The following is a 24,563-nucleotide window of genomic DNA, read 5'->3' on the forward strand; positions in this document are numbered from 1 at the left end:
CTACACTAATTATTCAATAAATATGGACGGCGATAGCTGAAGATGCCATTAGATAACATGTCTGACACGGCAAAACCAGCATTATCGCCAAAGCCTTTTAAGACAAATTGCAACGACAGACCGTGATCAAAACGGCTCGGTGCGACCAAATCCGTCTCCGTTCTTCCTAGCTCAGCCACAATTTGTCGTCTGGCCACGAGCCGGACTGCCCAGCAGCAGGATTCGAATTGTAGCCCAAGATTCACGTCCAGAGTCTGGCTGCGTTTTAAGTCGTAATAATAACTTGCAACCAACTGCCAGTCATCGGCAACCGGCATGGTACCCAGCAAACCAAGCTGACTGATTTCGTAGTCTGAGACTGCCTGACTGTATCGATGGTTCAACTGGAAGAGTTTTTTGTCGCTGCCACGGTAATCGAGGGTAGCATTGCTTTTGATCAAGTCGCGGTTATCGCTGTCGTACTGCACGCCTCCACTAACGAACCAACGATGATGCCATTGCCACATCGCTTCAGCAGCTAGCATCGACTCTACACCTGCCAGGTTCTGCTGGTGTGGATCCGTTTGCTCAGTGGGCGGGCGCAGAAAAATGATTTGTCCCAAGCTGAAGCGAAATTGCTCGCGATCGGTTGCATCGAAGATTCGGCTGGTGGCACCTAAGGTCACTTGATTGGCTTCATTGATCCGGTCCAGACCTGAGAAACGGTTTTGTCGGAACAGGCCGAAGTAGTCGTCTTGCAAACGGGTGGTGTCGAACAAACCGATGGCACTTTGATCACGATAGGGAACAAACAAGTACTGCACCTGAGGCTCAAACGTTTGGATGCCCTCAGATAAGCCTGAACGGAGAGGCCGCTCAAAATTGAGCTGGGCACGGAGACGAAATTTGGGCAGGGTCCGTTGCACTCGTCGCTGATGATCAGGCAATGGCTGCTGACTGTTCTGTTGATAGCGGGTATGCATCAAACTGGTTTCTGCCACCAATTCAGCGCCTGGTGTGATTAAAGGCAGGCGCAATTCAGGTTCCAGATGCAACCGGTGGGCGGAGTCTATCAAAGCAGCATTATTCTGGAAGTGCGCATAGCTCGCCTGCCAGTCGAACTCGAGCAGCGACCACTGGCCAGGTTGTGCAGCCCGAAGGTCGAGTTGCGGCACAGCCATGTAGGCTTTGTCGTAATCACCCAGTACTGAGAAGCCTTGCAACTGCAGTCTGGCTTGCAGCTGATCGCCAAAGTACGTCAGGTTGGCTTGTTGCAGGAGTTGGGTGTCGGTTGGATTGACAAAGTCCGATCCGAGATCGGTCAGATAGGCATCGTCGCTGAGCTCGGTGACATCGATCGTTGCCCGCCAGCGCGGATTAAAGTCACTGAGTTGCTGATAGTGGCCGAAGTAGCGATGGTTTAGCTCGGGCCTATCCTGATCTTTAGGCATGTACTCCAGGTGCAGCAACCCCTGATGCGCTTCGGTCAGGTAGCGAAACTCGGTTTTAAGCTGGGCTCCCCGATTGGTCATTAAGCGAGGTGTCAACGTCATATCATAGTTGGGTGCCAGGTTCAGATAGTAGGGCAGCTCGAGATCCACCCCCAGCCGTTGGGAGCTACCCACCTTCGGGAGCAGTAAGCCGGAGCGGCGCTCCTCGGTGACTGGAAAGGAGATATAAGGCAAATAGAGAACCGGGACATCTTTGACTCGAAATACAGTATGCCAGGCGCTGCCCCAGCCATCATTGGCATGCAAGTCAATGCGATTGGCATGCAAGGCCCAACTGTTATCCCCGTCCGGACAAGCGGTAAAGCTGGCCCGTGACAATTGAATGTGTTGCTCACTGGCGGTTAATACGCTGGCGGCACCACGACCAGCCTGACTAACCAGCTGGTAATCGGCCTCGGTGAGCTGAACCTGGTTGTTGGCAAGATCTGCCTGAAACTGTTGACTACGCACTGCCAGCATAGCGCTGAAGTAGTCGATGCCCCCTTCAGCCAGAATTTGCTGCGTCCCCTGGTTAAAACTGGCTCTTGGGGCTTGCAGTAGGGTATCCCGATAACTTACTTGCACAGCACCATCGAAGCTGGCCAGTTGGTTGTTAGAAAGTTTGACATCATCGGATTCTATTTGAACCTGATTGTTGACCCGGGTTAAATGAGTCCAGACTTCAGGTTGGACCAACGGAGGGTAACAGTGGTCAATGCTTTCTGCCGGGCTTTCGATGCCAGCTGACTCGGTGGCAAAACCTGGGTGCTGAATACAAAAAAAGACCATCAGGCTGATGAGTGCCACAGGGGTCAACCAAAACGTCATCTGTGAGTTACACCTTGGGTTGTTAAACAAAGAAAGCGCACTTGCCTATGATAAAGCAATTCCCGGCAAGCTGCCATGCTGATTTATAGCAACGCCTTGCAAGCGTTGAGCTTGAGGCTGTTACCTGAGACAAGTCTTGGTATAATGCAGCATTTAAACCTGAACTTGCTCCACTAAAGTGGGAAGGGCTGAAGCTCGGGAAGCTGAAGGAGTCCGTGGATGTGGGGAAAAATCTTAGGTGCGCTGTTCGGCATGGCTATTTTGCGCTTGCCTGGTCTTGTCATTGGTTTACTGTTGGGGCATTGGTTTGATCGTGCGTTAAGTCGGCAATTTGAGCATAGGGGCGGCTTTCAGCGCTTTTTCCGCGCGCAGGGAGAAGCGCAAGGTGTTTTTATGTTCAGTACCTTTGCGGTGATGGGGCACTTGGCGAAGTCCACCGGTGTAGTCACGCCAGCTCATATCCGACAGGCGCAGCATTTTATGGAGCAGCTTGGGCTAAGTGCGGCGCAGCAAAAAGAAGCTCAGGGTGCTTTTCGTGAAGGGAAAGCCAGCCAGTTTCCCTGGCGTGAGCAGTTGCAGGAATTAAAGGGTGCCTATCGGAACCGACCTGATGTGCTGTTGTTGTTTCTGGAGATCCAATTGGGCATTGCCCTGGTGGATGGTCAGGTCACCCCTGTGCAGCGCACAATCTTAGGTCAAATGGCTGAAATGCTGGATTTTTCGGCGTTGGAGTTTGAACAGATTTTGGGGCGCTATGAAGCAGAAGCACGCTTTAGCCACCGCCGGCAGCAAGGGCGGATGCAGCCGCAGCCCCATCGATTGGCGGATGCTTATGCACTGCTGGGCGTGACTGCCGGTTGCACAGAAGCCTCATTGAAAAAAGCTTACAAGCGGCTGATGGCTCAGCATCACCCGGATAAACTGGCTGCACAGGGCTTGCCAGCAGAAATGCTGGAACTGGCCAAGCAGAAAACTCAAGACATTCAGGCTGCTTACACGTTGATTAAAGAGCAACGAGCACGCTAATCCCCACTAGATATCCAGTACAAGAGGTCAAATCATGCAGATGGATGCAACCTGGTCGCAGCGGCTGAAAGAAATTGAACAAAGCCGGGCTTTTCAGGGGTTTGTAATCGCGGTCATCGTGATTGCAGCCCTGGCTGTGGGGGCTAAAACCTATCGTCTACCGGCATGGCTTGAACAAAGTATCGGTCTGTTGGATGTCGCAATTACGCTGTTTTTTCTGATAGAAATTAGCATTCGATTTTTATCTGCCGAGCAAAAGGCACGTTTTTTCCATAATGGCTGGAACCTGTTTGATACCTTGATTGTTCTGGCAAGTCTTGTGCCACTGCCAGACAGCGAGATGGTGGTGATTGGGCGCTTACTGCGGGTACTGCGGGTACTGCGTTTGGTGTCCATCGTGCCGGAGTTACGTTTTCTTATCAATGCCTTACTTAAAGCCATTCCTAAAATGGGCTACATCGCGCTGTTAATGTTTATTATTTTCTATATTTTTGCAGCTATCGGTTCTATTTTCTTCGCAGACATTGATGAGTTTTTGTGGGGTGATATTGCTATTTCGATGCTGACGCTGTTTCGGGTTGCCACCTTCGAAGATTGGACCGATGTGATGTACGACACCATGGCTGTGTATCCACTGAGCTGGATCTACTACCTGGTGTTTATATTTTTGACGACCTTTATTTTCCTGAACATGATGGTCGGGGTGATTCTGGAAATTATGACCAATGAAACCCGCAAAGAAGATCACCAGCAACAAGAAGATCATCATACGGAGCTGCTGCAGCAACTGGCGATGTTGCAGCAGCAAGTAACGCAGCTAAACCAGAGGCTGACTCAGCAGCAGGACACTGCCGGTAAGGCTGGTGAGGGTTGAGCAGCCGTTGCTGTCCCAGGAAGTAAGTAGTTGTCAAAGGTGTACACTTCGCTATTGTCCAGTGTCACTTTATGGTAGCCAGGTCCTTCTTCAAGTACGGTGACGTTGCTGCTGACGTTGTGGATGCTGCATTGGTCAGTTGGCAGTAACTCTGCCAGATAGCGTGCCATGGCACGCAGTTGGCTGCTGGCAGCCAGGCGTCGTGTTTCTGCTTCATCATGACAGATATGCGCTTGCTCCATCAGTGTCATTACGGTGCCGACATAACTGACCGGCTCCTCAATGACAGCGACGGGCTCTTCAAAAACGACAGGTGGGGGGGATGAGCAGGCTTGCAGCAAGCCAAAACCTGCCACAGAGAATAAAATTCGAGTTGTAGTGTTCATAGCAAAATACCAGATAAGCGCTTAGGACGAAGCCAGCTATTTATTATAGTCCGAGATAGGTCAGCCAGCCATAAAGCTCTTTATACAACAGTTGCTGGGTGGTTTCCAGCTCTGGTTTGCCCGTTAACATGCGTTGTCGGTACAATAAGTTCGCTTGCTGCCGGCTCCACTGCTGGCGAAGCTCAAAGGTTGCGGCGATGTGTTGGTGGTCCTGATGATGCGCCAGATCAAGCACCGGCATCGACAGTTGTGCAATGCGCTTGGCCAGTGCACGATTCTGTGTCGGCTCCGATTCATAACTGCTTAGCAAGACCATCGCATCTGGTTGGCGAGGTTGCCTGGACCAGTCCAACTGACTGACCAAGCTGCCACTTCGACCTTGCGCAAGGACCACCAGGTGACCACTTTGCCACTCGGGCTCCGTTAATACCAGCATCAGATCCTGCTCGAGTTGCTGCTTTGCCATCTCGCTGCTTTGCTGCTGCCAATGATTTGAGAGGATGGCTAAGGTTTTCCAGCCATGTTGGTTCATGTGCTGGCGTAGAAAATTAATGTGTCTGGGGGAGGCCGGGTGTTGAGTTGGGTCTGGAATCAGCAACAAAGTGCCTTGTTGATAAGGTGTCATGGCCTGACGGTGCGCCACCAGCAAGGACTGTTGTCCCTGGGTGAGGACTTGTTGCTCCCACTCAGGTAAGAATCGCTGTAAGTCTTGTGATAGCCAGTCGTTGGCAGAACAGGGCATGGCTGACAGGCTGAATACCAGCAGCAAAACTTTGTAGAGATTCAAAGGCATCAGACGCTCCGGTTACCGCATTATTCTTTAGTATCGGCCGGTCGCCAAAAAAGTAAAAAAAAACCGCTGGCAAGCAGCGGTTTTTCTAAGCCGTCAGGCAATTAACGCATCACTGGCTCTTTGATGCGTGCAGTGACCAGAGCTTCAATGCGCTGGTTGGCACGATGCGCTTCGCGGCTGGTGCCTTCCATCCGTGGACGGGTAAAGCCATAACCGACGGTGCTGATGCGTGAACGATCAATGCCGTGAGTGTTGACCAGCAGGTCAGCAACGGCACGAGCACGACGCTCAGACAGGCGCTGGTTGTAATCGGCAGCACCAATGCGTGAAGCATGGCCTTCGATTTCAACAGTCGCAGTTGGGTAGCGCTTCAGGTAGTCAGCCAGACGAGCGACGTCAGCGCGCTGCTCACGAGAAACCTCGGCAGAGTCAAAGCCAAACAATACGCGAATTTCGGCGCTGCCTACACGTTGCTCAACTTCTTGATAGACGGTGCAACCGCGCTCGTCTACTTTGTGGCCACGTGGGGTGTTCGGGCACTGGTCCAGGTGATCTGGTACACCATCGCCATCGGAGTCAACCACTGCAGGTTGGGTAGGTGCTGGAGCCGGCGCTGGTGTAGGAGCTGGTGCTGAAGATGCACCAAATACATAGCTAACACCTGCTTTGATGCCAGCATCGGCCCAATTCCGCTTGTTCAGACCTTGGTAACGATTGGCTTCTGCAAACAGGGCAACACTTTCATTGACGAAGAAGCGGTAGCCCACACCAACGTTGGCAGCAATGCTGTTGAAAGTATCAAAGTGTTTAACACCACCAACCAGGTACAGATTGCTGTTATCCAGGTGGTACATGGCATCAACACCAAAGCGGTTGCCAGAGATACGGTCACCGGTCAGTTTGTTTTTCAGGCGTTGACGAGCCAGTTCACCACGAATGGCCCAATTCTCATCAATGCGATAGCCAAGCTCAATGCCTAAGCCAGCACCATCATCCAGGTAATTCCACTCAGCACTGGTGGTTTTTTTGCGAGCTGGTAAATAGTATTCAGCAAACACAGAGCCAAAAGCACGCTCTTTTAACTCAGCTGCTGAAGGGGCAGAGGCATGCGCGGTACCTGCCATCATTGGCAAGGCTAAAGCCACAGCCAAAGAACAAATTTTACGTTTCATCCATTTCTCCTTGAGGTGAAGTCCAACAGGCCAATTTTATAGGGAAATTGCTTATTTAACAAACCAAAACCACGATAAATGGCCATAAAACCCTAAAAAACAACATGAGCACAGCTTTACCCATATCATAAAGCTGCAAGCTGAACGCTAGGTTAACAAAATGAGGCTATTTTTGTCCATTCGGGGCTAAAAGTAAAGTCGCTAAACAGGGGGCCTAGAATCCGGCAGCTTGCTCAAAGCTGACTTTGAGTCCAGAGCCCGGGTGACTGAATGCGATGTGCTCAGCATGCAGCATGAGACGATCTGCACTTTTTTGTCCTCTCCCGTAAAATTTGTCGCCAAGAATCGGATGCCCCAACCACTGCATGTGGACTCGAAGTTGATGCGAGCGTCCGGTCACGGGGTAGAGCCCTACTTTGCTGCTGCTTTCAGTTTGCTGCAAAAGTTTAAAGTGCGTGCAGGCCTGTTTGCCGCTGGTAAAGCAGACTTTTTGTTGGGGGCGCTTGGGCCAGTCACAAATGAGAGGAACTTCAATGCTGCCTTGCTGCACGGCCAGCTTACCTTCTACCCAGGCAAGATAGCGCTTGGTGACTTGCCGTTCAGCAAATTGCCGATTCAAATGGCGCTGACTTTCCAGATGCAATGCCATCACCAGCAAGCCCGAGGTCGCCATATCCAGACGATGCACGACTCGTGCAGTCGGGAATACACGCTGGACCCGCAGGCTCAGGCTGTCCTGATGCTCTGGTGCTTTGCCTGGTACTGACAGCAAGCCGCTGGGCTTGTTCAGCACCAGAATGTCCTCGTCCTGATGCAGGATTTCCAGCCAGGGCGATTGTGGTGGGCGGTAGTCGATCAGCATGGCACTTTACTGTTTGTCATGCGACACCACCACCAGACGAATGGCATCAGGCTTCAGGCGGGCTTTTGCAATGTAGCTGGCCAGCTCTTGTTGTTGTTGCAACAGGTGGTTAATTTCCTCCTGCCGCACGGAGGGATTTACCTCGCGCAATTGCTGCAATCGACGTGCTTCTTCCCCTAAGGCTTGCTGCATCTGCTGTGTGGCCTGCTGTTGCAGGGCTGGCAGCTGTTGTTGTGCCAACTGCTCCGCTTGCGCGATGCTGTGATCAAGCTGCGTACGCAATGCCTTGACGACCTTGGTGGCTGCAGCTTTTGGCAGTGGCGAGAGTTGTTTTTCCAGTTGCTGAAAAGACACTGCACTGGCCAGATCTCGCCCTTGCGGATCCATCAGCAACCGAATCGGTGTTACCGGCAAGTAGCGTCCCAATTGCAGCTGGGCTGGCGCACTGGCCTCGACCAGATAAATCAGCTCTAAAAACCAGCTGCCGGCAGGCAAGGCCCGGTTGTGCAGCAGCGCTACCGCGTTGTTGCCGCGCTGTTGTTCGGTCAGGTAATCCAGTGTGCTTAACACCAAGGGGTGATCCCAGCTTAAAAACTGGATATCTTCCTGCGCCAGGGCGGTGGCGCGGTCAAAGGTGACGCTGACACCGTCCTCGGTTAAACCTGGCAAGTAACTGCCTTCCAGCTGTTCCGTCGGTTTAAGTACCAGACAAGTGTCGGAGCGGTTTTCTTGTTGCACGCCCAGCTGGTCCCAACTTTGCTCCATAAAGTGCGCCAGCTCGGGCTGTGCATCGAGCTCTGCTAATTGTTGCTGCAAGGCGATGGCACGCTGTCCTCCGGCTGAGTTGAGCTCCAGCAGTTGGTCGCGTCCTTGCTCCAGTTGTTGCTCCAGTTGCTGCTGCAACTGATGGCTGGCCGCTAGCCACTGCACAAGGCCGTCATCAGACCATTGGTTTTGATGCAACAAAGACCAGAACATCGACGCCGTTTGTTGGAAAACCGTCGCTCCGGTTTGGCAGGTGTGGGCAAAGGCATTAAGTACCTGATGGTACCACTGCACCTGGTAATGCTGCGCTGCATGGCGGAAGTACAGTATGTGCAGCTGAATATCCTGCTGCTGCCCAATCCGGTCGAGCCGTCCGATGCGCTGCTCCAGCAAATCCGGGTTTAATGGCAGATCGAACAACACCAAATGGTGGGCGAATTGAAAGTTCCGTCCTTCACTGCCAATCTCTGAGCACAACAACACCTGAGCACTGTAATCCTGCTGGGCAAAATAGGCGGCGGCTTTGTCCCGCTCCAGAATGCTCATGCCTTCATGGAACACGGCGGCACGAATGCCTTCACGTTGCATCAGCACTTTTTCCAGTTCAGCAGCCGTGCTGGCGTGGCTGCAAATCAACAAAAACTTCTCGGTTTTATGCTGTTTGAGCAGTTGGATTAAGGCATCGACCCTGGGGTCGAACTGCTGCCAGCCCGGCTCAGCACTTTGCTGGCTGTAGAGGCGCTCTGGGGTGAGCAGGGCCTGCAAAGAAGCGTCGGCACTTGCCTCTGCTTGCCACAGGGCCGCACTCTGACGATAGGGCTCAGGCAGCTCCAACTCGATAAAGTGTGGAATTCGTTTGGGAAAACCAGCAATGGTGCGGCGGCTGTTACGAAATAACAACCGGCCGGTGCCATGGCGGTCGAGCAACGGCTGGATGATTTGTTGTTGTAACTTTTGTCGCTCGGTGGCATCCAATTCTGTTTGTTGCAACTGTGCCAGTATCTTGTGCAGATTCGGCTCATGCAGCAGGGTTTTTAGTTCAGTTGCAATGGCCTTGCTCAATGGTTTTGCTTGCAGCAGGTGCTCGGTGAGGCTGGCAATGTGCTGAAATTGTTGTTCTTGCTGGACAAAGCTGTCGTAGTCGTAAAAGCGATCGCTATCCAGCAATTGCAGACGTGCGAAATGGCTGCGATGGCCAAGCTGGTCTGGTGTGGCGGTCAGCAGCAGAACCCCCGGGATCTGCTGAGCAAGGTCCGCCACGCATTGGTAGGCCAGGCTTGGTGCAGTTTCATCCCAGGTCAGGTGGTGTGCTTCATCCACCACCAGCAGGTCCCAACTGGCGGTTGCGGCCTGCTGCTGCCACTGGGGTGATTGCGCCAGAAACTCCAGACTGCACAACACCAGTTGCTCAGTTTCAAAGGGGTTGCTTTGATCCTGCGCGCTTTGCTCGCAGCGCTCCTGATCAAAGATGGCCACCGAAAGGTTAAAGCGTCGTAGCATTTCAACCAGCCACTGGTGCTGCAGTGATTCCGGTACCAGGATCAAGGCGCGCTTAGCTCGGCCACTGATCAATTGCTGGTGCAAAATCAACCCGGCTTCGATGGTTTTGCCCAGCCCGACTTCATCCGCCAGCATCACACGGGGAGCATGGCGTTTGGCAACTTCCTCAGCGATGTAGAGCTGGTGAGGAATCAAGCTAACGCGGGCACCGCTCAGGCCCCGCAAAGGATTTTGCTGCAGCTGATGCAGTTGCAACTGGCTTTGGTAGCGCAAGCTGAAGGCTTCCAGTCGATCTATCTGACCAGCGTACAACCTGTCCTGAGGTTGACTGAAACTGAGGAAATGATCGAGCAGAATCTCCCGGACCGAGGTGTGTTGGCCAGTATCCAGGCGCTTGCCGTGATACAGCAAAGTCTCGCCGACTTCCTCGACCTCGGTCACATCCAGCTCAAAGCCTTCGGCGCTGCGGATCTTGTCTCCGGCTACAAAGCGAATGCGGGACAAGGGCGCCTGCTGTCTGGCGTAGCAACGCTGTTCGCCACTGGCTGGGAACAACACCGTCACCGAGCGCGCATCCAGCGCGATGATGGTGCCCAAGCCTAAATCCGATTCACTCTCGCTTATCCAGCGCTGACCTAACCCAAACGACATGCCATATCCCATCGAACCAAAGGGGCGTTATGGTACAGCGAAACGGCTTTTTCTGCATCCTGATTTCATCGGCTGTCATCCATTGGTCATCCAACTGACTTATACCTAAGTAACTTCAAGATGCGAGTTACTTAGGTATAAGCTTGTCATGGGTGTGTTGCTGTTTTTTTGTTCGGTTGAACGCTAAATGATCCTGCTGGCCGTTATCATCCACTATGCTTACAACAGAATGCTGAAACTAAAATCAGCTTTTGGTATCAACACTGAGTGACCACTGTGCTGCACTGTGCCTTGTTAAGGAGAGCTCCATGGCGAGAAAGCGAAGTAAGAAAATCTACGTGCTCGACACCAATATCCTGCTGCATGAACCCTTCGCATTTTTAAACTTTCAGGAGCATGACGTCGTGATACCGATGACGGTGCTCGAAGAGTTAGACCACATCAAAGACCGCAACAAAGATGTCAGTCGCGATGCGCGGGTCGCCATTCGCGCCTTGGAAGATGTGCTGCGCGATGCCAGCCCGGAGCAAATGCTGCATGGGGTTGCTTTGCCTGCCCATGGTGAGCAAAAAGTCGCGGGTCACCTGACCATCATCAACGATCATCATTTAAAAGATGAGCTGCCAGGCTTGCCCGGCGGTGAAAATGACCATCTGATCATCAATACCGCGCTCTACTTGCAGCGCGAACGCAGCCCACAAAAAGTGATTTTAGTCACCAAAGACATCAACATGCGTCTTAAAGCCAAAGGTGCAGGCTTGAAGCTGGTGGAAGACTATCGTACCGACCAGCTGATTGACGATGTGCGCTTTTTGTACAAAGGCTATTACCGTTTCCCCGGCGAATTCTGGTCTCAGGTCAAAGAATGCCAGACCGAGCAAAAGGATCGCCATATTCTGCATTTGCTGGAGCGCAAGTTGCTGCCCGATGCCTACATCAATGAATTTTTAATTGATGATGCGGCTTCTTTTGCCGGTCAGGTAGTGGCACTGGATGAGCAGCAGATCCGGGTGCGGGATCTGGGGTATGAGCGGATGATGCACCGACATGCCTGGGGCATTACGCCGAAAAATATTTATCAGGCGATGGCGCTTGAAGCCTTGTTGGACCCGGAGATGGATCTGGTGATTCTGACCGGGCCGGCCGGCTGTGGCAAGACCTTGATTGCCTTGGCGGCAGCCTTGGAGCTGGTGATTGAAAAGGGGATTTACGACAAAGTGATCGTCACGCGCAACACCCCGGAGATAGCCGAGTCCATCGGGTTTTTGCCGGGCACGGAAGAAGAGAAAATGGCCCCCTGGCTGGCTGCTATTACCGACTCGTTGGAAGTCTTGCACAAGACGGATGAACACCCGCATGCCAGTGTTGGCTACATTATGGATAAAGCCAATATCCAGTTTAAGTCGGTCAATTTTATGCGGGGCCGCAGCATTCAAAATGCCATTGTGATTTTGGATGAGTGTCAGAACTTAAGTGCTGCCCAGCTCAAAACCATCATTACCCGCTGCGGTGAGGGCACCAAACTGATTTGTTCGGGCAACCTGAGCCAGATAGACAGCAACTACCTGACCGCGGTGACGTCGGGGCTCACCTACATTGTGGAGCGCTTTAAAAACTTTCCGGGCAGTGCCACCATCAACCTTAATGGTGTGGTGCGCAGCCGCTTGGCTTCGTTTGCCGAGGAAAACCTATAGCAAACGGTAATTGACGGTGCCAGGTTGCAGATACAGCTGATAACGTGCTGCAACCTGACCGACAGACAAAAAAGCCGGCCCGGTCGGGTCGGCCAACACAAAACGTCTGCCCTGCAACTGTACCTGTTGGTCTTCAGGGGTTGCCGACATTGCAATTGCCAACACCGCATGCTCGGGCAAATAGACAATGGCCAGCTCTAGATCCGGCAGCAGCAAACGCAACAAGGCTGCCATTAAAACCACCTTGCTGTCGCAGTCGCCCCGGTGCTGTTGAATGACCTGCAGCGGCGGTAAATAACCACTGCCGCTGCTCTGACTGCGATCATCCTGTCGCTGATAAGGAATGCGCTGCAGCCAATCAAGTAAGAACTGACTCAGCTCGCGACTGGTGGTGTAGGGAAACTTTTGCTGCAAGGCGCTGGCTACCGGCAGCAAGTCCTGCAAGCTTTCCTGCACGATTCGTGGATGATCGACCATGATCACCTGACGTCCCGGCTGCAGGCGCTGCTCGGTATGATAGATACTGCTCAGGTACCTTTGCCGGGCTTCCAGCATCTGTTGGGTTAAAGCATGCTGCAACGCACGGGCTTCACTGGTATCGGTGCCTTCGACGGTTACAGGCAGCGGAAATCCACTGCTGGGAAGTCGGATTTCAAAGCCGGATGTTGTCTGTTGCGCTAGCGCTCGTTGCAATGCTTGACGCATGTAGGTGTTGGCCAGCGCAGGGGAGTATCGTCGATAGGTGCGAAGGTGCTGTTGCATGCTCTGCTTGGGCAGTTGAAATGAAAACTCCACCGGCTGCCCTTGTTGTTGCCAGTGGTAGTGAAAGCGCAGTTCATTATCAACTGAGCTGCGCTGAAGCTGAAGGTTGTTAGCTGCCACTGACCAGGCAGTCAGGCAGCCGACAAGTAACAGAATGACGGTCAGGTGGTGCTGAGCTGGCATCGGCGTTGTCGTAAGCGGTAAAGGACTAAGCATAGCCCGCTCAGCGACAGAATACCAAAACTGCCACCATAGCTTTCAACCACAGCAATGACTTGCTGATCCCGTCGATAGTCTTCCAGCGGTAAATCGGCCAGGATGGGTTCATCCCAGGCGGAAATCTCTGCCAGCAACCAGCCGTCGTTCGCGTCGAATAAGCGGATGGTCAGATCGTAGTAATCGGTCGGGTAGTTGTCTTCCAGCACCGTTTCAATGGCAAACCAGTCCTGCCGGCTTTGCCGGTGCAGGGTAAAAATAGAACTGACATGAAAGATCTGTTCTGCTTGTCCGGGGCGCTGCAGGCTGAACTCAGCCCAGACGGCCTGACGTGAGCGGTTGGTGTCGGCATCAAACTTCAGGTACAACTGATGGTAAAAGCCATTGTTGTTGTGATCCCCACTTAACTCCAACTCAATGCGGTGAAACCAAACATCGGTGCTGTGGCTCTGAGCTGTCACCAAGGTACCGTCTTGCATCTGACTGTCAGGCGCATCCGAGCCACGATGCTCCAGGGTGGTGCTGCTGGCTGCTTGAGCATCCAGCTCCATTGCGGCCATCAGCAGCAAAATACTGAATAGATACTTCATCGCTAGTCCTTCCTTTTCTGCTTGCTATATACCCAAGTGACCTCAAGATGATCCCGCTGAAGCCTGCATCTTGAAGTCACTTGGGTATACAATACAAGGTATAGTGGAAGGGCATGAATCCCTGCTGAATTGGAAGCCTTGAAGTGACGAAGCTAAGCCGCAGTTGGCCTGTGACCGAAGAAATCGAAGCCATTCGTTTTTTGTCAGAGCAGGTACCGGAATTATCAAAAAGCCGTCTGAAAGACGCCATGGTGAAGGGCTGTGTCTGGTTGCAACAAGGGAAAAAGCAGAAGCGACTACGCCGCGCGCAAACCTTACTGCTGCCGGGGCAACAGCTGTCGCTGCACTACGATGCAGCTATTTTGCAACGGCAAGTGGCTGCCAGTGCATTGCTGCAAGACTTCGGTGCTTACTCGCTGTGGTGGAAGCCGGCCGGCGTGCTGTCGCAGGGTAGCTTGTGGGGCGATCATTTGTCTTTGCTGCGCCAGGCTGAGCTCGCAACCAAGCGGCCGGTTTTTCTGGTGCACCGGCTCGACAGAGAGGCCAGTGGCTTGGTACTGCTGGCCCATCAGTCGAAAGCGGCAGCGGCTTTAAGTCAGCAATTTCAACAAAGTACTCTGGGGAAAACCTACCATGTGGCGGTGCAGGGAACTCTGGCTGATGAGGTGCTGCAAAGGGGCGAGATAACATCGTCTTTGGATGGCAAGAGCTGCATCACCCGGTTTTCTTTGCTGTCATCGCTGCAGCAACCAGAGCAAAGCTGGTTGCAAGTGCAATTACTGACGGGGCGCAAGCACCAAATACGACGACATTTTGCCGGGTTGGGACACCCGGTGATGGGCGACCCACGCTATGGCAACAAAGCTTCTATGGCAGAGACTCTGGCATTGCAGGCGGTAGCGCTGGAGTGGCAATGCCCACAGAGCAGACAGCGCCGCTCTTTTGCGCTGCCAAACCACTTGCAATTAATCCAGCAGCTCGGTAATGGCGGGGTTGAGTAACCGATCCTGCTGCCAAAGCTCAATACTGCCCAGCTGCAGAGCGTTGAGTAAATCCTGGCGGGGGTTTTCTGTTAACCACTCGCAAGGGCTGCTCTCCTGAACTTTGAGTTGCAGGTGCAAATGCTTGTCACGGTGACAAAGCTGCTCTGCCAAGTACCAGCTCAGCCACACCGCTTCCCGCAATGCCTGCAGGTGCGAAGCGGCAAAGTTATCACCCAGCAAGGGATGCAGCGGCAGTAGCAGGCTCTGCAACAATGGTGCCGGTTGCAATTGTTTTCGTTGCTGCAGCAGATGCAGCAAAATGGCTTGTTCCACTTCAGCAGCTTGGGCTTCGGAGCATTGCAAACCCAGCCAGAGTACATCGCTGTGAATGGTAAGTTGTATGACTTCGGGCATCTTCATGTACTGCAATAGACTGACCAAGGCCTGACGCAGCTGAAGTTCACCGTGGCGTTGTTTGTAATCTTGGCAGCCACGTACGGTGATGGCCATCAGGTGCAGCGGTAATTTCTGACGTTGATGTGCGGTAAGCTTGTCCGAGAACTGGCCCCATTGCTGGGAGTACACCAGCTGCGCCGGCGAACGTTGGCGTTGCAATGCTTTGACCTGTCGTCGACTCCACAAGACTGTGATTGCTAACAGCAGGCTGATGCTGGCTAAGAGCCAGACTAGCCAGTAGTTAGCTGTCTGTTGTGGCTGAGTAGGTCCCTCGGGTGATGAAGGCTGAAAGTAATCCAACCGCAGTCGATACTGCTCCTGCAGCTCTTCAAAGCGCAAGGCGCGGGCAAGCTGGCTGTAGTGGTATGCCTGCTGCCAATTCTGGCTTTGGGCTGCTAACTCAGCGGCCAGTTCGCTGTACCGGTAGCGAATGTGCATCGCCTGATTGGTGTCCGTTGCATCCATCTGCATCAGTTGCAGTTGCTGTTGTGCTTGCTCAATGTTGTCTTGAGTCCGCATCAGGTCAGCCAAGGACAGTTGGGTGCGATGTGTCAGCTCTCGATTGCCCATTTGGGTGGTGAGCACCAGGGCCTGACGCAACAGCTGTTCGGAGCGCTCTAATTGCTGCTGTTGCTGTGCCCAGGTAGCCAGATGCAGTTTACTTTTCGATATCAGGTAGTTGTCGTTGAGTTGCCGGCTGCGCTGCAGGGCTTCCAGTAAGGAGGACTCGAGTTCCGGATCGGGTTGACTTTGCTCCAGTTCGACGGCAGCAATGCGCAGCAGGCTGTTGATGTAAGGCCGCTCCATACTGTGCTGCAGAAAGCCTTGCCGGGCCTGATGAAAGGCCGCCAGCGCCTGGTCTGGTAATCCCAAACGCTGGTAACCCATGCCATAGCGCAATTGAATCAGCGGAAAAGCATGCTCAGCTTCCAGTTCGGTTGCCAGTTGCAGGCTTTGGTTGAAATGGGCAAAAGCCTCGGCAACGCGGTTTAATTGCAGCAACAAGCGACCCAATAAGAAGTGTGAATTCAACTGCTGGCCTGGGTTGTTCGCTTGTTGCAGGCTTTTTTCCGCATAATGAATGGCCGCCTGGTAGTTACTTTGTTGCAGGTAAGCCTGGGCCAGACTTTCGTACACTTCGGTTTTCAGCAAGCGGGCTTGGTCATGCTGTAAAGGTTCCAGCCATTGCACGGCTTGAAGCAATGCCTCGATCCCCAAATCGGTATTGCGGTAAAGCCGGCCATAGATTTCAGCTTTGGTATGATAAAGCCTGGCCTGATGCAAGGGGTGATCGCCCAGTAAACTAGCCAGTCCAATGGCGCGCTCAATGCTGTTTAGTGCCGGCTCTCTTTGGCTCAGACGAAGATGCGCAAAAGCAAGCTCAAGCCAGTAACTGCTGGAGCCTTCTGCCGGACTAGCCAGGGCTTGCTCCAAAAAATGTTCCGGGTTTTGCCGAATCAGATCGGAGCGAAACTCCGGCTCATCAGCCAAAGCAGAGGAGGCCTGAGCGAACAGAGTGAACAGCAGGAATGAAACAAAGCGCATAGTTCGTGAAACTGAATCATTGGATAGCGGTATTGTGCGTCACTTTGGCCGGGCTGTACAGCTTGTTGTTGGCCCGTTGCTTTCGCTTCGCTGTTGTAGCCAGTGCGTTAACTGCCTGGCGACCGTGGCTATCAGCCGATTACGGGCTGCTCGACTGGCCCAGGCCACATGCGGGGTCAGCAGCAGACGTGGATGAGGTCTTTGCAGTAAAGGATGCTCTGCCGGGGGCGGTTCTAGTTCCAACACGTCCAAAGCGGCCGCCTGCAGCTGTTGCTGTTGCAATGCCTTCAGCAAGGCGGTGCTATCCACCAGGCCACCGCGGGCGGTATTGATTAAAATTGCGCTGGGCTTAAGCCAGCTAAGCTGTTCTGCACCTATCAGCTGCTGGTTGTCGGAGGTCAGTGGGCAGTGCAATGACAGCACATCGGCCTGGGTCAATGCATCACGAAAGGGTGTGCGTCCGGGACGGCAGAGGGTTGCTCCGGGCCGCTCGGCAACACAGACCGTCATGCCAAACGCCTGAGCCAGTTTTGCGGTGGCCTGCCCCAGGACCCCGTAGCCGACGATGGTCATGGTTTGGCCGGCAAGCTCCTGAATCGGATGCTCCAGCAGACAAAAGTGCGGACTCTGGCTCCACTTGCCCTGCTGCACTGCCTGCTGATAGGCGGCACATTGATTGGTCAGGTGCAGCAGCAGGGCAAACACATGCTGGGCAACGGCGGCGGTCGCGTAGTCGCTGACATTTTGCACTGTGATGCCGGCATGGCTCGCGGCTATCAGATCGACATTGTTGGTGCCGGTGGCAGTGACGGCGATGTAGCGCAACTGTGGCAGCTGCCGGATGATGGCGGCATCCAGCACCACTTTATTGACGATGGCAATCTGGTGCTGCTGCAGACGACTTACCACCTGATCGGGCGCTGTGCTTGGATACAGCGATAACGCCATGGGTAAACGATGCAATGGGGTTAAATCGGCATCACCGGTGGAACCGGCATCAAGAAAAGCGGCGTTAGGGATCACTTCAGGCTCCTGAGTTGGCTGACAAGCCTGGCATGGCTTGTGTTCGAGCGGACCTGCGGTATAGTATCTTTTTTTTTATCCGGAAGATTCGATGTTTCCAGCAAAGTTTCAGGCCCTTATTTTTGCATTTATTATGTCGGGTTTTATGGCTTTTTTAATGTCCGGCATTCTCACGCTGCTGAATCTGGGCTGGTTCAGTGGTTTTGTCCTTACCTGGCTAAAAGCCTATCTGGTTGCCCATGCCTGCGCTTTCCCATTGGTGCTTATTTTCGCACCCCTAAGCCGAAAAATAACAGCCCGCCTGATTAAAACTGGCTGATCAGCGGTCGATGACCTCCGGGTACATCGGCGCCAGCATCGCCAGCAACCGATTTTGCGCGCCGTAGGGCACCTTTTGTTGCTGCATGGCGGTGATCAAATGATTGACCAGGCGATCAAAGTCGCGGGTGGTCAGATGCAGGCCGGTGTGGCTTTCTTCCATGGTGGCACCGCTGTACTGGCAGGGGCCGCCCGATAACTCGCAGAGCTGCTCGATCAAGAGCCGGCGAAAGCGAGGAATGTCGGTGTCGCGAAAATGGCCGACAATCAAGGGATCATGCTCAATCTGATGCAAGAGACCATCGGTGATGGCAGCGATGCCGGCTTCTTCACCCAGTTGTTGGTACAGGCTTTGGCTTGGGGTCTGGCTGCAGCCCAGAGCGAGCAGCAGGGCGCATGCAACAAGGAGTCGTGTTTTCATTACCAGCTTCCTTCTACAGAGAGATACCAACCTTGTTGCGATGGCAGGCCTGCGATATCGCCCAAGTCGGCATAGGCCGCGGTGACTGACAGCTTTCGGTTGACAAACCAGGCAACAAAAATATCGCGCCAGTGCTGCTCATCGGCAAACGCCAGTCGATTGGGCTTTTGCCGAAACTCCACTCCGACTGCCAGTTGGTGGGTCAGCAACAAAGCCGCCGAGCCTTCAAACATCAACCGATGCCGGTTGCTGTGCTCATTGCCAAAACCCAGCAGCCCGGTTTGATTGGCCTGGGTGGCACGCACGGTTCCGTTGAGCAGCAGATTGCGCCCTGCAATGGCATCCAGCCAGACTTTACTGGCTGCCAGGTACAGGTCGACACCGCTGCGGGAGCGGGCCCCGACCAGAGCGGGTAAGTCGAAATCCAGATGACGTTTGTACTGCAGGCCTAAGCTGATTTGCGGCAGGGCGGTGTAAAGCAGCTGGCCAGTAACACGGTATTTGATGCCGAGGATATCCTGGCGCAGCTGACCACCTATGGTGTCGAGCTTAAACTGCTGGCGGGCGTAGGACAGCTCCCAGCGATTGTCCCAACTGTAACCAAGGCCGGCTGCATGCAAGGTAAAATCATCGACCGCTACCCGGGTACCAAAGGCCTGAATCGACCACTCATCATCGCTGCCGTAGCCATTGATGACCGCCCAGGGCACAATGCCTCCGCCGGCACTGCCTTCAATGCTGGTCGCGCCGCCGGTAGCCAGCACCCGGCTGCTGGCGAGTGCTGGCAGGGTGAGTAAACAGCACAGAAGCACTAAGGATGTTCTTATCATGGACGCTCCCTGGACTCAACTTGATGTTGGCTATGAAACTGTTGCAGCCAGCTGGCAAAGTCACTGGCTGGTAAAGGCCTGGAATAATAGTAGCCTTGCACGGTATCGCAGCCAAGCTGGGTTAATTTAAGCAAGCCGGCTTCGTTCTCCAGCCCTTCGGCCGTGACTTTAAAGCCAAGACCTTTTGCCAGCTGCGCCGTAGCCTGCACGATCAGCTCATCCTGAGTATTGTGCTCAATCTCTTTGATAAAAGCTCGATCGATTTTGACTTCATGCACCGGCAGTTGTTTTAAGTAGGCCAGGGATGAGTGGCCAGTGCCAAAATCATCAATCGCCAACTCAATGCCTAAAGCGGCCAGCTGCTGCAACACCTGAATCACGCGCTGTGGATTTTGCATCACAGCGCCTTCGGTCACCTCCAGCGCCAGCATTTCAGCGCTGACGCTTGCCAGCTCTAATTCTTCTGCAATACGGGCCGGCAGCTGCTCATCGATCAGATCTACCGGCGATAAATTGACTGCCAGCCGGAGTCTGGGGTGCTGGGTATGCCATTCAGCCGCCTGACGGATCACCTGTCGCAGCATCCAGTCGGTAACTTCCTGAATCAGGCCAGCATGCTCTGCCAGCCGAATAAACTCATCCGGTGGAATAAAGCCCAGGCTGGGGTGCTGCCAGCGGATCAGGGCTTCAGCCGCTTCACAGCGTTGATTGGCCAACAGCACCTTGGGTTGGTAATGCACGCTCAGTGCATTGGCAGCCAAGGCCCCGGGCAAATCCTGAATGATGGTCAGATCGCGCAGGTGGCGTTCATCTTGCCCCTGCTGATAGGCCGCGATGCCATCGAGCTGCTGTTTGGCATTGGCATTGGCTATGTCCGCCCTGCGCAGCAGGGTGCTGACATTGGCCGATTCGGGATCGGTGTGGGTAAAAGGATAGTAACCTAGCGTCAGCTGCAAACTGATGCTGCTTTGTTGCAGGGCAAAGGGCTTTTGCAGCCATTGCAGCAAAGGTGCTAAGGGTTTCGGCAGCTCGGGGTACAACAGTAAAAACTCATCGCCGCCCACTCTGGCACAAAACAAGGGAGTGGGGGTGAGTTGTTGCAAACGTCCCGCCAGACGGTGCAGCAGCTGATCACCGGTTTCCAGACCAAAGGCATCGTTTAGATGCCGGAAATTACGGATATTGAGCAGCAGCAGTACGCCGGATTTTTGTCCGGCGTACTGCCCCAGCCATTGTTCGGCCTTAGCCCTGTTGTAGAGTCCGGTCAGGGCGTCGCGCTCGGCTTGCTCCAGCAGCAAGCGTTGCCGCTCGGCCAGTTGCTGCTGCATGGTACTGAGCGTTTTGCTTAACACGCCGACCTCGCCTTTGGCACGAGGCAACTCGCTGGTGGCCTTGCCTTCCCCCAGCTGTCTGGCAAAGCGGGTTAGCTGTGCCAGTGGTTCGGTAATGCTGCGCCCTAGCCAAAATGCCACCAGCAAAGATGCGGTTAGTGCGATGCCAAAGATAGCCAACAGCTGACTGCGCATTTGCTGATAGTTTTGCAGCCAGCGACTGTTGGGTAAATGCAGCAGGGCCCACAATGCCTGCCCATCCAATGGCTGACTAAGTGTCAGATAACGTTGATCCTCACTGCGGACCGGCTGCTGACTGGCGGATGCCAGAAAATCCGAGGTTGGGAAAATGCTCAGAGCCTGCTCGTTTTGCAATGTGCTGGTGATGACTTGCAACCGATCGTTGGCCAGCACAAAGCTGATCTCCAGGCCGGTAATGCCCTTCAGTTGCGTTGCTAATGCGGCATCGAGCTGAAAGCCCATGCCGACCCAGGCAATGATATTTGGAGCCCGCACAGGTACCAGCACCAGCTGATAAGCCTGCTCCGATAGCATCAACAGACTGCTGTACTGGCTGCTGCGCCAGTCGATGTCTTGCAGTAAGGGAGCTAATTGTGCCTGGTCGAGTTCCAGTCGGCTGCTTGATAAAAGTTCACCCTGAGGGCTCATTAGCAGCACCAGCTGCGCATCAATGCGAGCGCCGTGATTTTCCAGCACCGATTGAATGGTGGCGGACTCCGAGGTAGCCACCGCCTGACGAAAGCCAAAATCCGCTGCCAGGATTTGCACCGACTGACCCAATTGCTGAGCCCGGTCGTCCAGCAATTGCTCAAACACATTGGCGGCAACCGCCAACACTTCATGCGCCTGTTGCCGGCTGTCTTGTTTCATTGCGGTCAGGCTGGCCAGTGCTGTGGCCAATGCCAGGCCTGCCAGCAAAGCCACGATCACCAGCAGCAGGCGATGACGCAGTGAACCTGGCATCAGCATGACTTAACCACCAAAACCGCGTTGCGGTGTTGGTTGTTTGGGTCTGTGCTCAATCTGAAGCTGGAAGCGATGGGGGATAGCGTCATCGGGAATGCTGATCTCAATTGGCGCCTTTTCTGCTTGCTGAAAGGGGTGCCAGAGTTTGAGTTGGTAGCGGCCTGCCGGCAACGCATCAAAACGGGCCTGTCCGGTGCTATCAGTAACCGTCAGCCAGGGACTATCGCTGATAAACAAATAGGCTTCCATGTAATCGTGAATGTTGCAGCCCAGGGCCACAATACCCGCCTGGTCAAACAGGATGGGCGCTTCCGGCCGGTCATGGTAAAGCTGGATCTCAAAAACCTTGGCAGCGGAAAAAGAGTAGACATGATGGCGGGTGCGATCCAGGTTGGGGAAATCGACCAGGGTGCCGGTTTGAATGGCCGACACAAAGGGAACAAAATTGAGCTGCTGTTGTGTGATGGTAGCTTCCAAAGGGCCACTTTGTTCGACAGCCTGGGCGGGGTTCAGTGCGGTGAGTTCAACCACCGCATCATCCAAAGGTTTGCCATCTTGATCAAAGAGTTGTAGCTGCCATTGGTTGGCATGGGCGGCACTCTGCACTATGCTAGCAATCAGAGTGCTCACCAACAAAGTACCGATAAAAAGCGTACCGCTTAATGTCATCGCGCAGCCTCGCAGTCAGGGCAACTGGTGAACAGCTAAGTTAGTCTAACCTTAGCAAGGTTTTGCCTTGGATAACAAACTCTATTTTATCGCCATCGGGAGAAAGAGCATGGGATACGGCAAAGGCATCGACATCAAACGACTGATTACGCTGGGTAGCTTGCTTGGTTGTGCCGTTGCTGCCGCCGAGCCGCTGTCCTTTGGAGAGTCGCAGGGCCCTTGTGACACCGTGACCGACCGGCCTTGCACGGCCTTGGTTTTGGGCGGTGGGGGCGCGCGGGGTGGCGCCCACCTTGGCGTGATTCGTTATCTGGAAGAGCAGCAGATCCCGGTCGACATGGTGATAGGTACCAGCATCGGTGCTTTTGTCGGGGGGCTTTATGCCAGTGGCAAGAGCCCCGAGCACATAGAAGCCATTCTGAGCAACCTGCCCTGGGGCGAAGGCTTTCAGGATCGGGTACAACGGCATGAGATGCCGGCCCGGCGCAAACAACAGCGCGATGCCTACCCCATCCAACTGGAGCTTGGGGTACGCCTGGATGGCGTGCATCTGCCCAAAGGCGTCTTGCATGGTCAGGCCATGGCCGAGCTGTTGCAGCGCGCCTATGGGGTCCAGGCCAATCAGCTGGACTTTGATGCGCTGGCCATTCCGTTTCGGGCGGTGGCGGCAGACCTGGTGACCGGTGATGCGGTGATTTTGGGGCAGGGCAGTTTGTTGCAAGCGGTGCAGGCGTCGATGTCCATTCCCGGAGTGGTTAGTCCGATGGAAATTGACCAGCGTATTTTGGTGGATGGGGGCGTTGCCAACAACTTGCCGGTGGATGTGGCCTTGTCGCTTGGTGCTGAGCGGATCATTGCCGTTAGCATTGATGCGCCCTTGTTAAATAAAGAAGACCTGACCGATGCCTTTAGTGTGTCCGAGCAGCTGACCAGTTTTTTGGTGCGACGGGGCCTGGCTGCTCAGTTGGCCTTATTGCGTGAGCAGGACATTCTACTGCAACCAGAGCTGAGCGGGATCGGGACCCTGGAGTTCGAGCGCTTGATGGAAACCAGTGCCATTGGCTATCAGACGGCAGCTGCGGCCGAAGCCTTGCCCAGCTGGTCGGTTGACTCCAGGCGCTATCAGCACTGGCTGCAAAGCCACCGGTTACCCGAAGCAGCCGAGCAGCAGATTGACCATGTCGTGTTGCAGAATCAGTCCGCACTGGCCGACTCACTGCTGTTGGCGCGGTTGGGCATTCAGCCTGGCGATCCCTACGACAGCGGTTTGGTTTCTCAGGGCATGCGTCGTCTTTATGGCCTGGATGTGTTTGAGCGGGTCTCGCAGCAGCTGAGTTTGCTGCCAGACGACCAGACCGAGTTGAGGGTGCAGGTGCAGGAAAAAAGCTGGGGACCGGGTTATTTGAATTTCCGTCTGCGGTTTGAAGACGATTTTCAGAATAAGCATCATTACCAGTTGGCGGCCAGTTATGTGTACACCAACCTCAGCCCGTTGGGGGCTGAGTGGTACTCCGAGCTGGCCATTGGCAGTGACAAGCTGCTCAGTACCGAGCTGTACTGGCCACTGCTAAGCCCGGCAACCTTTGTCAGTGGCCGCCTGGCTGCTTTTAGTGAGCGCCAGGTGCTGGAGGATGAAAGCCGTCGTTCACTGGGCGATCTCAATCACAGTGAGTTCAACAGCACGGCGCTGGCGGGCTGGAATCTCAGTGATCACCTGACGCTGGCCAGCGGCTGGACCCGTCGGGTAGGCCGCTATCGGGCTCCCGGCTCGTTGCGCGAGGCCGATGCCGGCATGCGGCTGTCCTATCAGCGGCACGGCCCTGTGCTGCAAGGCCGCTGGGATACGCTGGACAACATCAGTTTTCCGGGGCGAGGTATTCTGCTGAATAGCGAATGGCAATGGCTGGATGACCGCTCTGGCGCTGAGCGGGGCAGCAGTCGCAGCTGGCAGTTGGATCTGTTGGCAGCCAAAAGCTGGCAAAGGCATCGCCTGCACAGCCGCTGGCGCTGGCAGCGTTACCGCAATACCGATCCGGATCTTATTCTGGAGCAGTTCAGTCTGGGCGGTTTTTTAAATTTGTCCGGTTACCCGCATCAGTACTTGTATGGCAGTACCGTCAGCTTTGGCAGTTTGGTGTATCAGTACCAACTGACTCAGCCGCAGATGTCATTTTTGAACATGCCCTGGTACCTCGGTGGCTCCATTGAACGAGGTCGGGTGCAGGACGACTTGCTGGGGGTAAATCAGGCCCAGCAAACCGATACCTGGTTGTGGGCGGGCTCGGTGTTTTTGGGCTGGGACAGCCCGCTGGGGCCATTGTTTTTTGGCTATGGCCGCGCTGAAAGCGACGACCGTAGCCAAATTGATTCCTGGTATTTGTCCTTAGGCCACTCTTTCTAGCGCCCTTGTTC

Annotated in this window: 20 protein-coding genes; 6 read left to right on the forward strand and 14 right to left on the reverse strand. The window is 54.2% G+C overall.

The features are described 5' to 3' along the window. Window positions 1-5: 5 nt before the first annotated feature. The gene (locus Q3O59_RS01170; protein WP_305943860.1) at window positions 6-2,297 is read right to left on the reverse strand and encodes an LPS-assembly protein LptD; all 2,292 of its coding nucleotides are present in this window, start codon (window positions 2,295-2,297) and stop codon (window positions 6-8) included. Window positions 2,298-2,516: 219 nt separating this feature from the next. Here Q3O59_RS01170 and djlA point away from each other — a divergent pair, with 219 nt between their 5' ends. Next, window positions 2,517-3,323 (forward strand): co-chaperone DjlA, encoded by an 807-nt coding sequence (gene djlA, locus Q3O59_RS01175; RefSeq protein WP_305943861.1) that lies wholly within the window; start codon window positions 2,517-2,519, stop codon window positions 3,321-3,323. A 34-nt stretch (window positions 3,324-3,357) separates the two neighbouring features. After that, a complete protein-coding gene (locus Q3O59_RS01180; protein WP_228589385.1) occupies window positions 3,358-4,197 on the forward strand; it encodes an ion transporter in 840 nt (279 codons plus the stop codon). Here Q3O59_RS01180 and Q3O59_RS01185 read toward each other — a convergent pair. The 5 genes from Q3O59_RS01185 to rapA form a co-directional block, all read right to left on the reverse strand. After that, window positions 4,158-4,583 (reverse strand): hypothetical protein, encoded by a 426-nt coding sequence (locus tag Q3O59_RS01185; protein WP_305943862.1) that lies wholly within the window; start codon window positions 4,581-4,583, stop codon window positions 4,158-4,160. The two genes, Q3O59_RS01180 and Q3O59_RS01185, sit on opposite strands and share 40 nt — an antisense overlap. A gap of 43 nt (window positions 4,584-4,626) precedes the next feature. Then, a complete protein-coding gene (locus Q3O59_RS01190; protein ID WP_305943863.1) occupies window positions 4,627-5,376 on the reverse strand; it encodes a DUF3530 family protein in 750 nt (249 codons plus the stop codon). Between the two features lie 101 nt (window positions 5,377-5,477). Beyond that, window positions 5,478-6,548 carry an OmpA family protein gene (locus Q3O59_RS01195; protein ID WP_305943864.1) on the reverse strand — a complete coding sequence of 357 codons (1,071 nt, stop codon included), beginning with the start codon at window positions 6,546-6,548 and terminating at the stop codon, window positions 5,478-5,480. 214 nt (window positions 6,549-6,762) lie between these two features. Further along, the gene (locus tag Q3O59_RS01200; protein WP_305943865.1) at window positions 6,763-7,410 is read right to left on the reverse strand and encodes an RluA family pseudouridine synthase; all 648 of its coding nucleotides are present in this window, start codon (window positions 7,408-7,410) and stop codon (window positions 6,763-6,765) included. 6 nt (window positions 7,411-7,416) lie between these two features. Further along, window positions 7,417-10,326, reverse strand: coding sequence for an RNA polymerase-associated protein RapA (gene rapA, locus Q3O59_RS01205; protein ID WP_305943866.1), 2,910 nt, complete (start codon window positions 10,324-10,326; stop codon window positions 7,417-7,419). Window positions 10,327-10,634: 308 nt separating this feature from the next. Between rapA and Q3O59_RS01210 the strand changes: the two genes are divergently transcribed. Then, a complete protein-coding gene (locus Q3O59_RS01210) occupies window positions 10,635-12,020 on the forward strand; it encodes a PhoH family protein (protein ID WP_228589391.1) in 1,386 nt (461 codons plus the stop codon). Here Q3O59_RS01210 and Q3O59_RS01215 read toward each other — a convergent pair. Then, window positions 12,015-12,998, reverse strand: coding sequence for a hypothetical protein (locus Q3O59_RS01215; protein WP_305943867.1), 984 nt, complete (start codon window positions 12,996-12,998; stop codon window positions 12,015-12,017). The genes Q3O59_RS01210 and Q3O59_RS01215 overlap by 6 nt on opposite strands. Beyond that, window positions 12,944-13,588, reverse strand: coding sequence for a choice-of-anchor H family protein (locus Q3O59_RS01220; protein WP_305943868.1), 645 nt, complete (start codon window positions 13,586-13,588; stop codon window positions 12,944-12,946). Before Q3O59_RS01220 ends, Q3O59_RS01215 begins: the two co-directional genes overlap by 55 nt. A gap of 143 nt (window positions 13,589-13,731) precedes the next feature. Here Q3O59_RS01220 and Q3O59_RS01225 point away from each other — a divergent pair, with 143 nt between their 5' ends. Further along, on the forward strand, window positions 13,732-14,589 hold the full coding sequence (locus Q3O59_RS01225; protein ID WP_305943869.1) for an RluA family pseudouridine synthase: 858 nt from the start codon (window positions 13,732-13,734) through the stop codon (window positions 14,587-14,589). Here the strand turns inward: Q3O59_RS01225 and Q3O59_RS01230 are convergent. Both Q3O59_RS01230 and Q3O59_RS01235 read right to left on the reverse strand, forming a co-directional pair. Then, window positions 14,554-16,572 carry a tetratricopeptide repeat protein gene (locus Q3O59_RS01230; RefSeq protein ID WP_305943870.1) on the reverse strand — a complete coding sequence of 673 codons (2,019 nt, stop codon included), beginning with the start codon at window positions 16,570-16,572 and terminating at the stop codon, window positions 14,554-14,556. The genes Q3O59_RS01225 and Q3O59_RS01230 overlap by 36 nt on opposite strands. A gap of 39 nt (window positions 16,573-16,611) precedes the next feature. Next, on the reverse strand, window positions 16,612-17,595 hold the full coding sequence (locus Q3O59_RS01235; protein ID WP_305943871.1) for a D-2-hydroxyacid dehydrogenase: 984 nt from the start codon (window positions 17,593-17,595) through the stop codon (window positions 16,612-16,614). Between the two features lie 91 nt (window positions 17,596-17,686). On the opposite strand from Q3O59_RS01235, the gene Q3O59_RS01240 reads away from it, so the two are divergent. Further along, window positions 17,687-17,914: a DUF2798 domain-containing protein gene (locus tag Q3O59_RS01240; RefSeq protein WP_228589397.1), complete on the forward strand. Its 228-nt coding sequence runs from the start codon at window positions 17,687-17,689 to the stop codon at window positions 17,912-17,914. Here Q3O59_RS01240 and Q3O59_RS01245 read toward each other — a convergent pair whose 3' ends face one another. Genes Q3O59_RS01245 through Q3O59_RS01260 form a run of 4 tightly spaced genes read right to left on the reverse strand, consistent with a single transcriptional unit; the run spans window position 17,915 to window position 22,151 of the window. Further along, complete coding sequence (locus Q3O59_RS01245) at window positions 17,915-18,334, reverse strand: group I truncated hemoglobin (protein WP_305943872.1); 420 nt, start codon at window positions 18,332-18,334, stop codon at window positions 17,915-17,917. Then, window positions 18,334-19,164 (reverse strand): DUF3034 family protein, encoded by an 831-nt coding sequence (locus Q3O59_RS01250; protein WP_305943873.1) that lies wholly within the window; start codon window positions 19,162-19,164, stop codon window positions 18,334-18,336. Before Q3O59_RS01250 ends, Q3O59_RS01245 begins: the two co-directional genes overlap by 1 nt. Beyond that, complete coding sequence (locus tag Q3O59_RS01255) at window positions 19,161-21,485, reverse strand: putative bifunctional diguanylate cyclase/phosphodiesterase (RefSeq protein ID WP_305943874.1); 2,325 nt, start codon at window positions 21,483-21,485, stop codon at window positions 19,161-19,163. The genes Q3O59_RS01250 and Q3O59_RS01255 overlap by 4 nt, the downstream gene beginning before the upstream one ends. A 3-nt stretch (window positions 21,486-21,488) precedes the next feature. Next, window positions 21,489-22,151, reverse strand: a complete 663-nt coding sequence (locus Q3O59_RS01260; RefSeq protein ID WP_305943875.1) for a carboxypeptidase regulatory-like domain-containing protein — start codon at window positions 22,149-22,151, stop codon at window positions 21,489-21,491. 109 nt (window positions 22,152-22,260) lie between these two features. Here Q3O59_RS01260 and Q3O59_RS01265 point away from each other — a divergent pair, with 109 nt between their 5' ends. Continuing rightward, complete coding sequence (locus Q3O59_RS01265; protein WP_305943876.1) at window positions 22,261-24,552, forward strand: patatin-like phospholipase family protein; 2,292 nt, start codon at window positions 22,261-22,263, stop codon at window positions 24,550-24,552. The last annotated feature ends 11 nt before the right edge of the window (window positions 24,553-24,563 follow it).

The organism is Alkalimonas delamerensis, assembly GCF_030717955.1.
Lineage (GTDB): Bacteria > Pseudomonadota > Gammaproteobacteria > Enterobacterales > Alteromonadaceae > Alkalimonas > Alkalimonas delamerensis.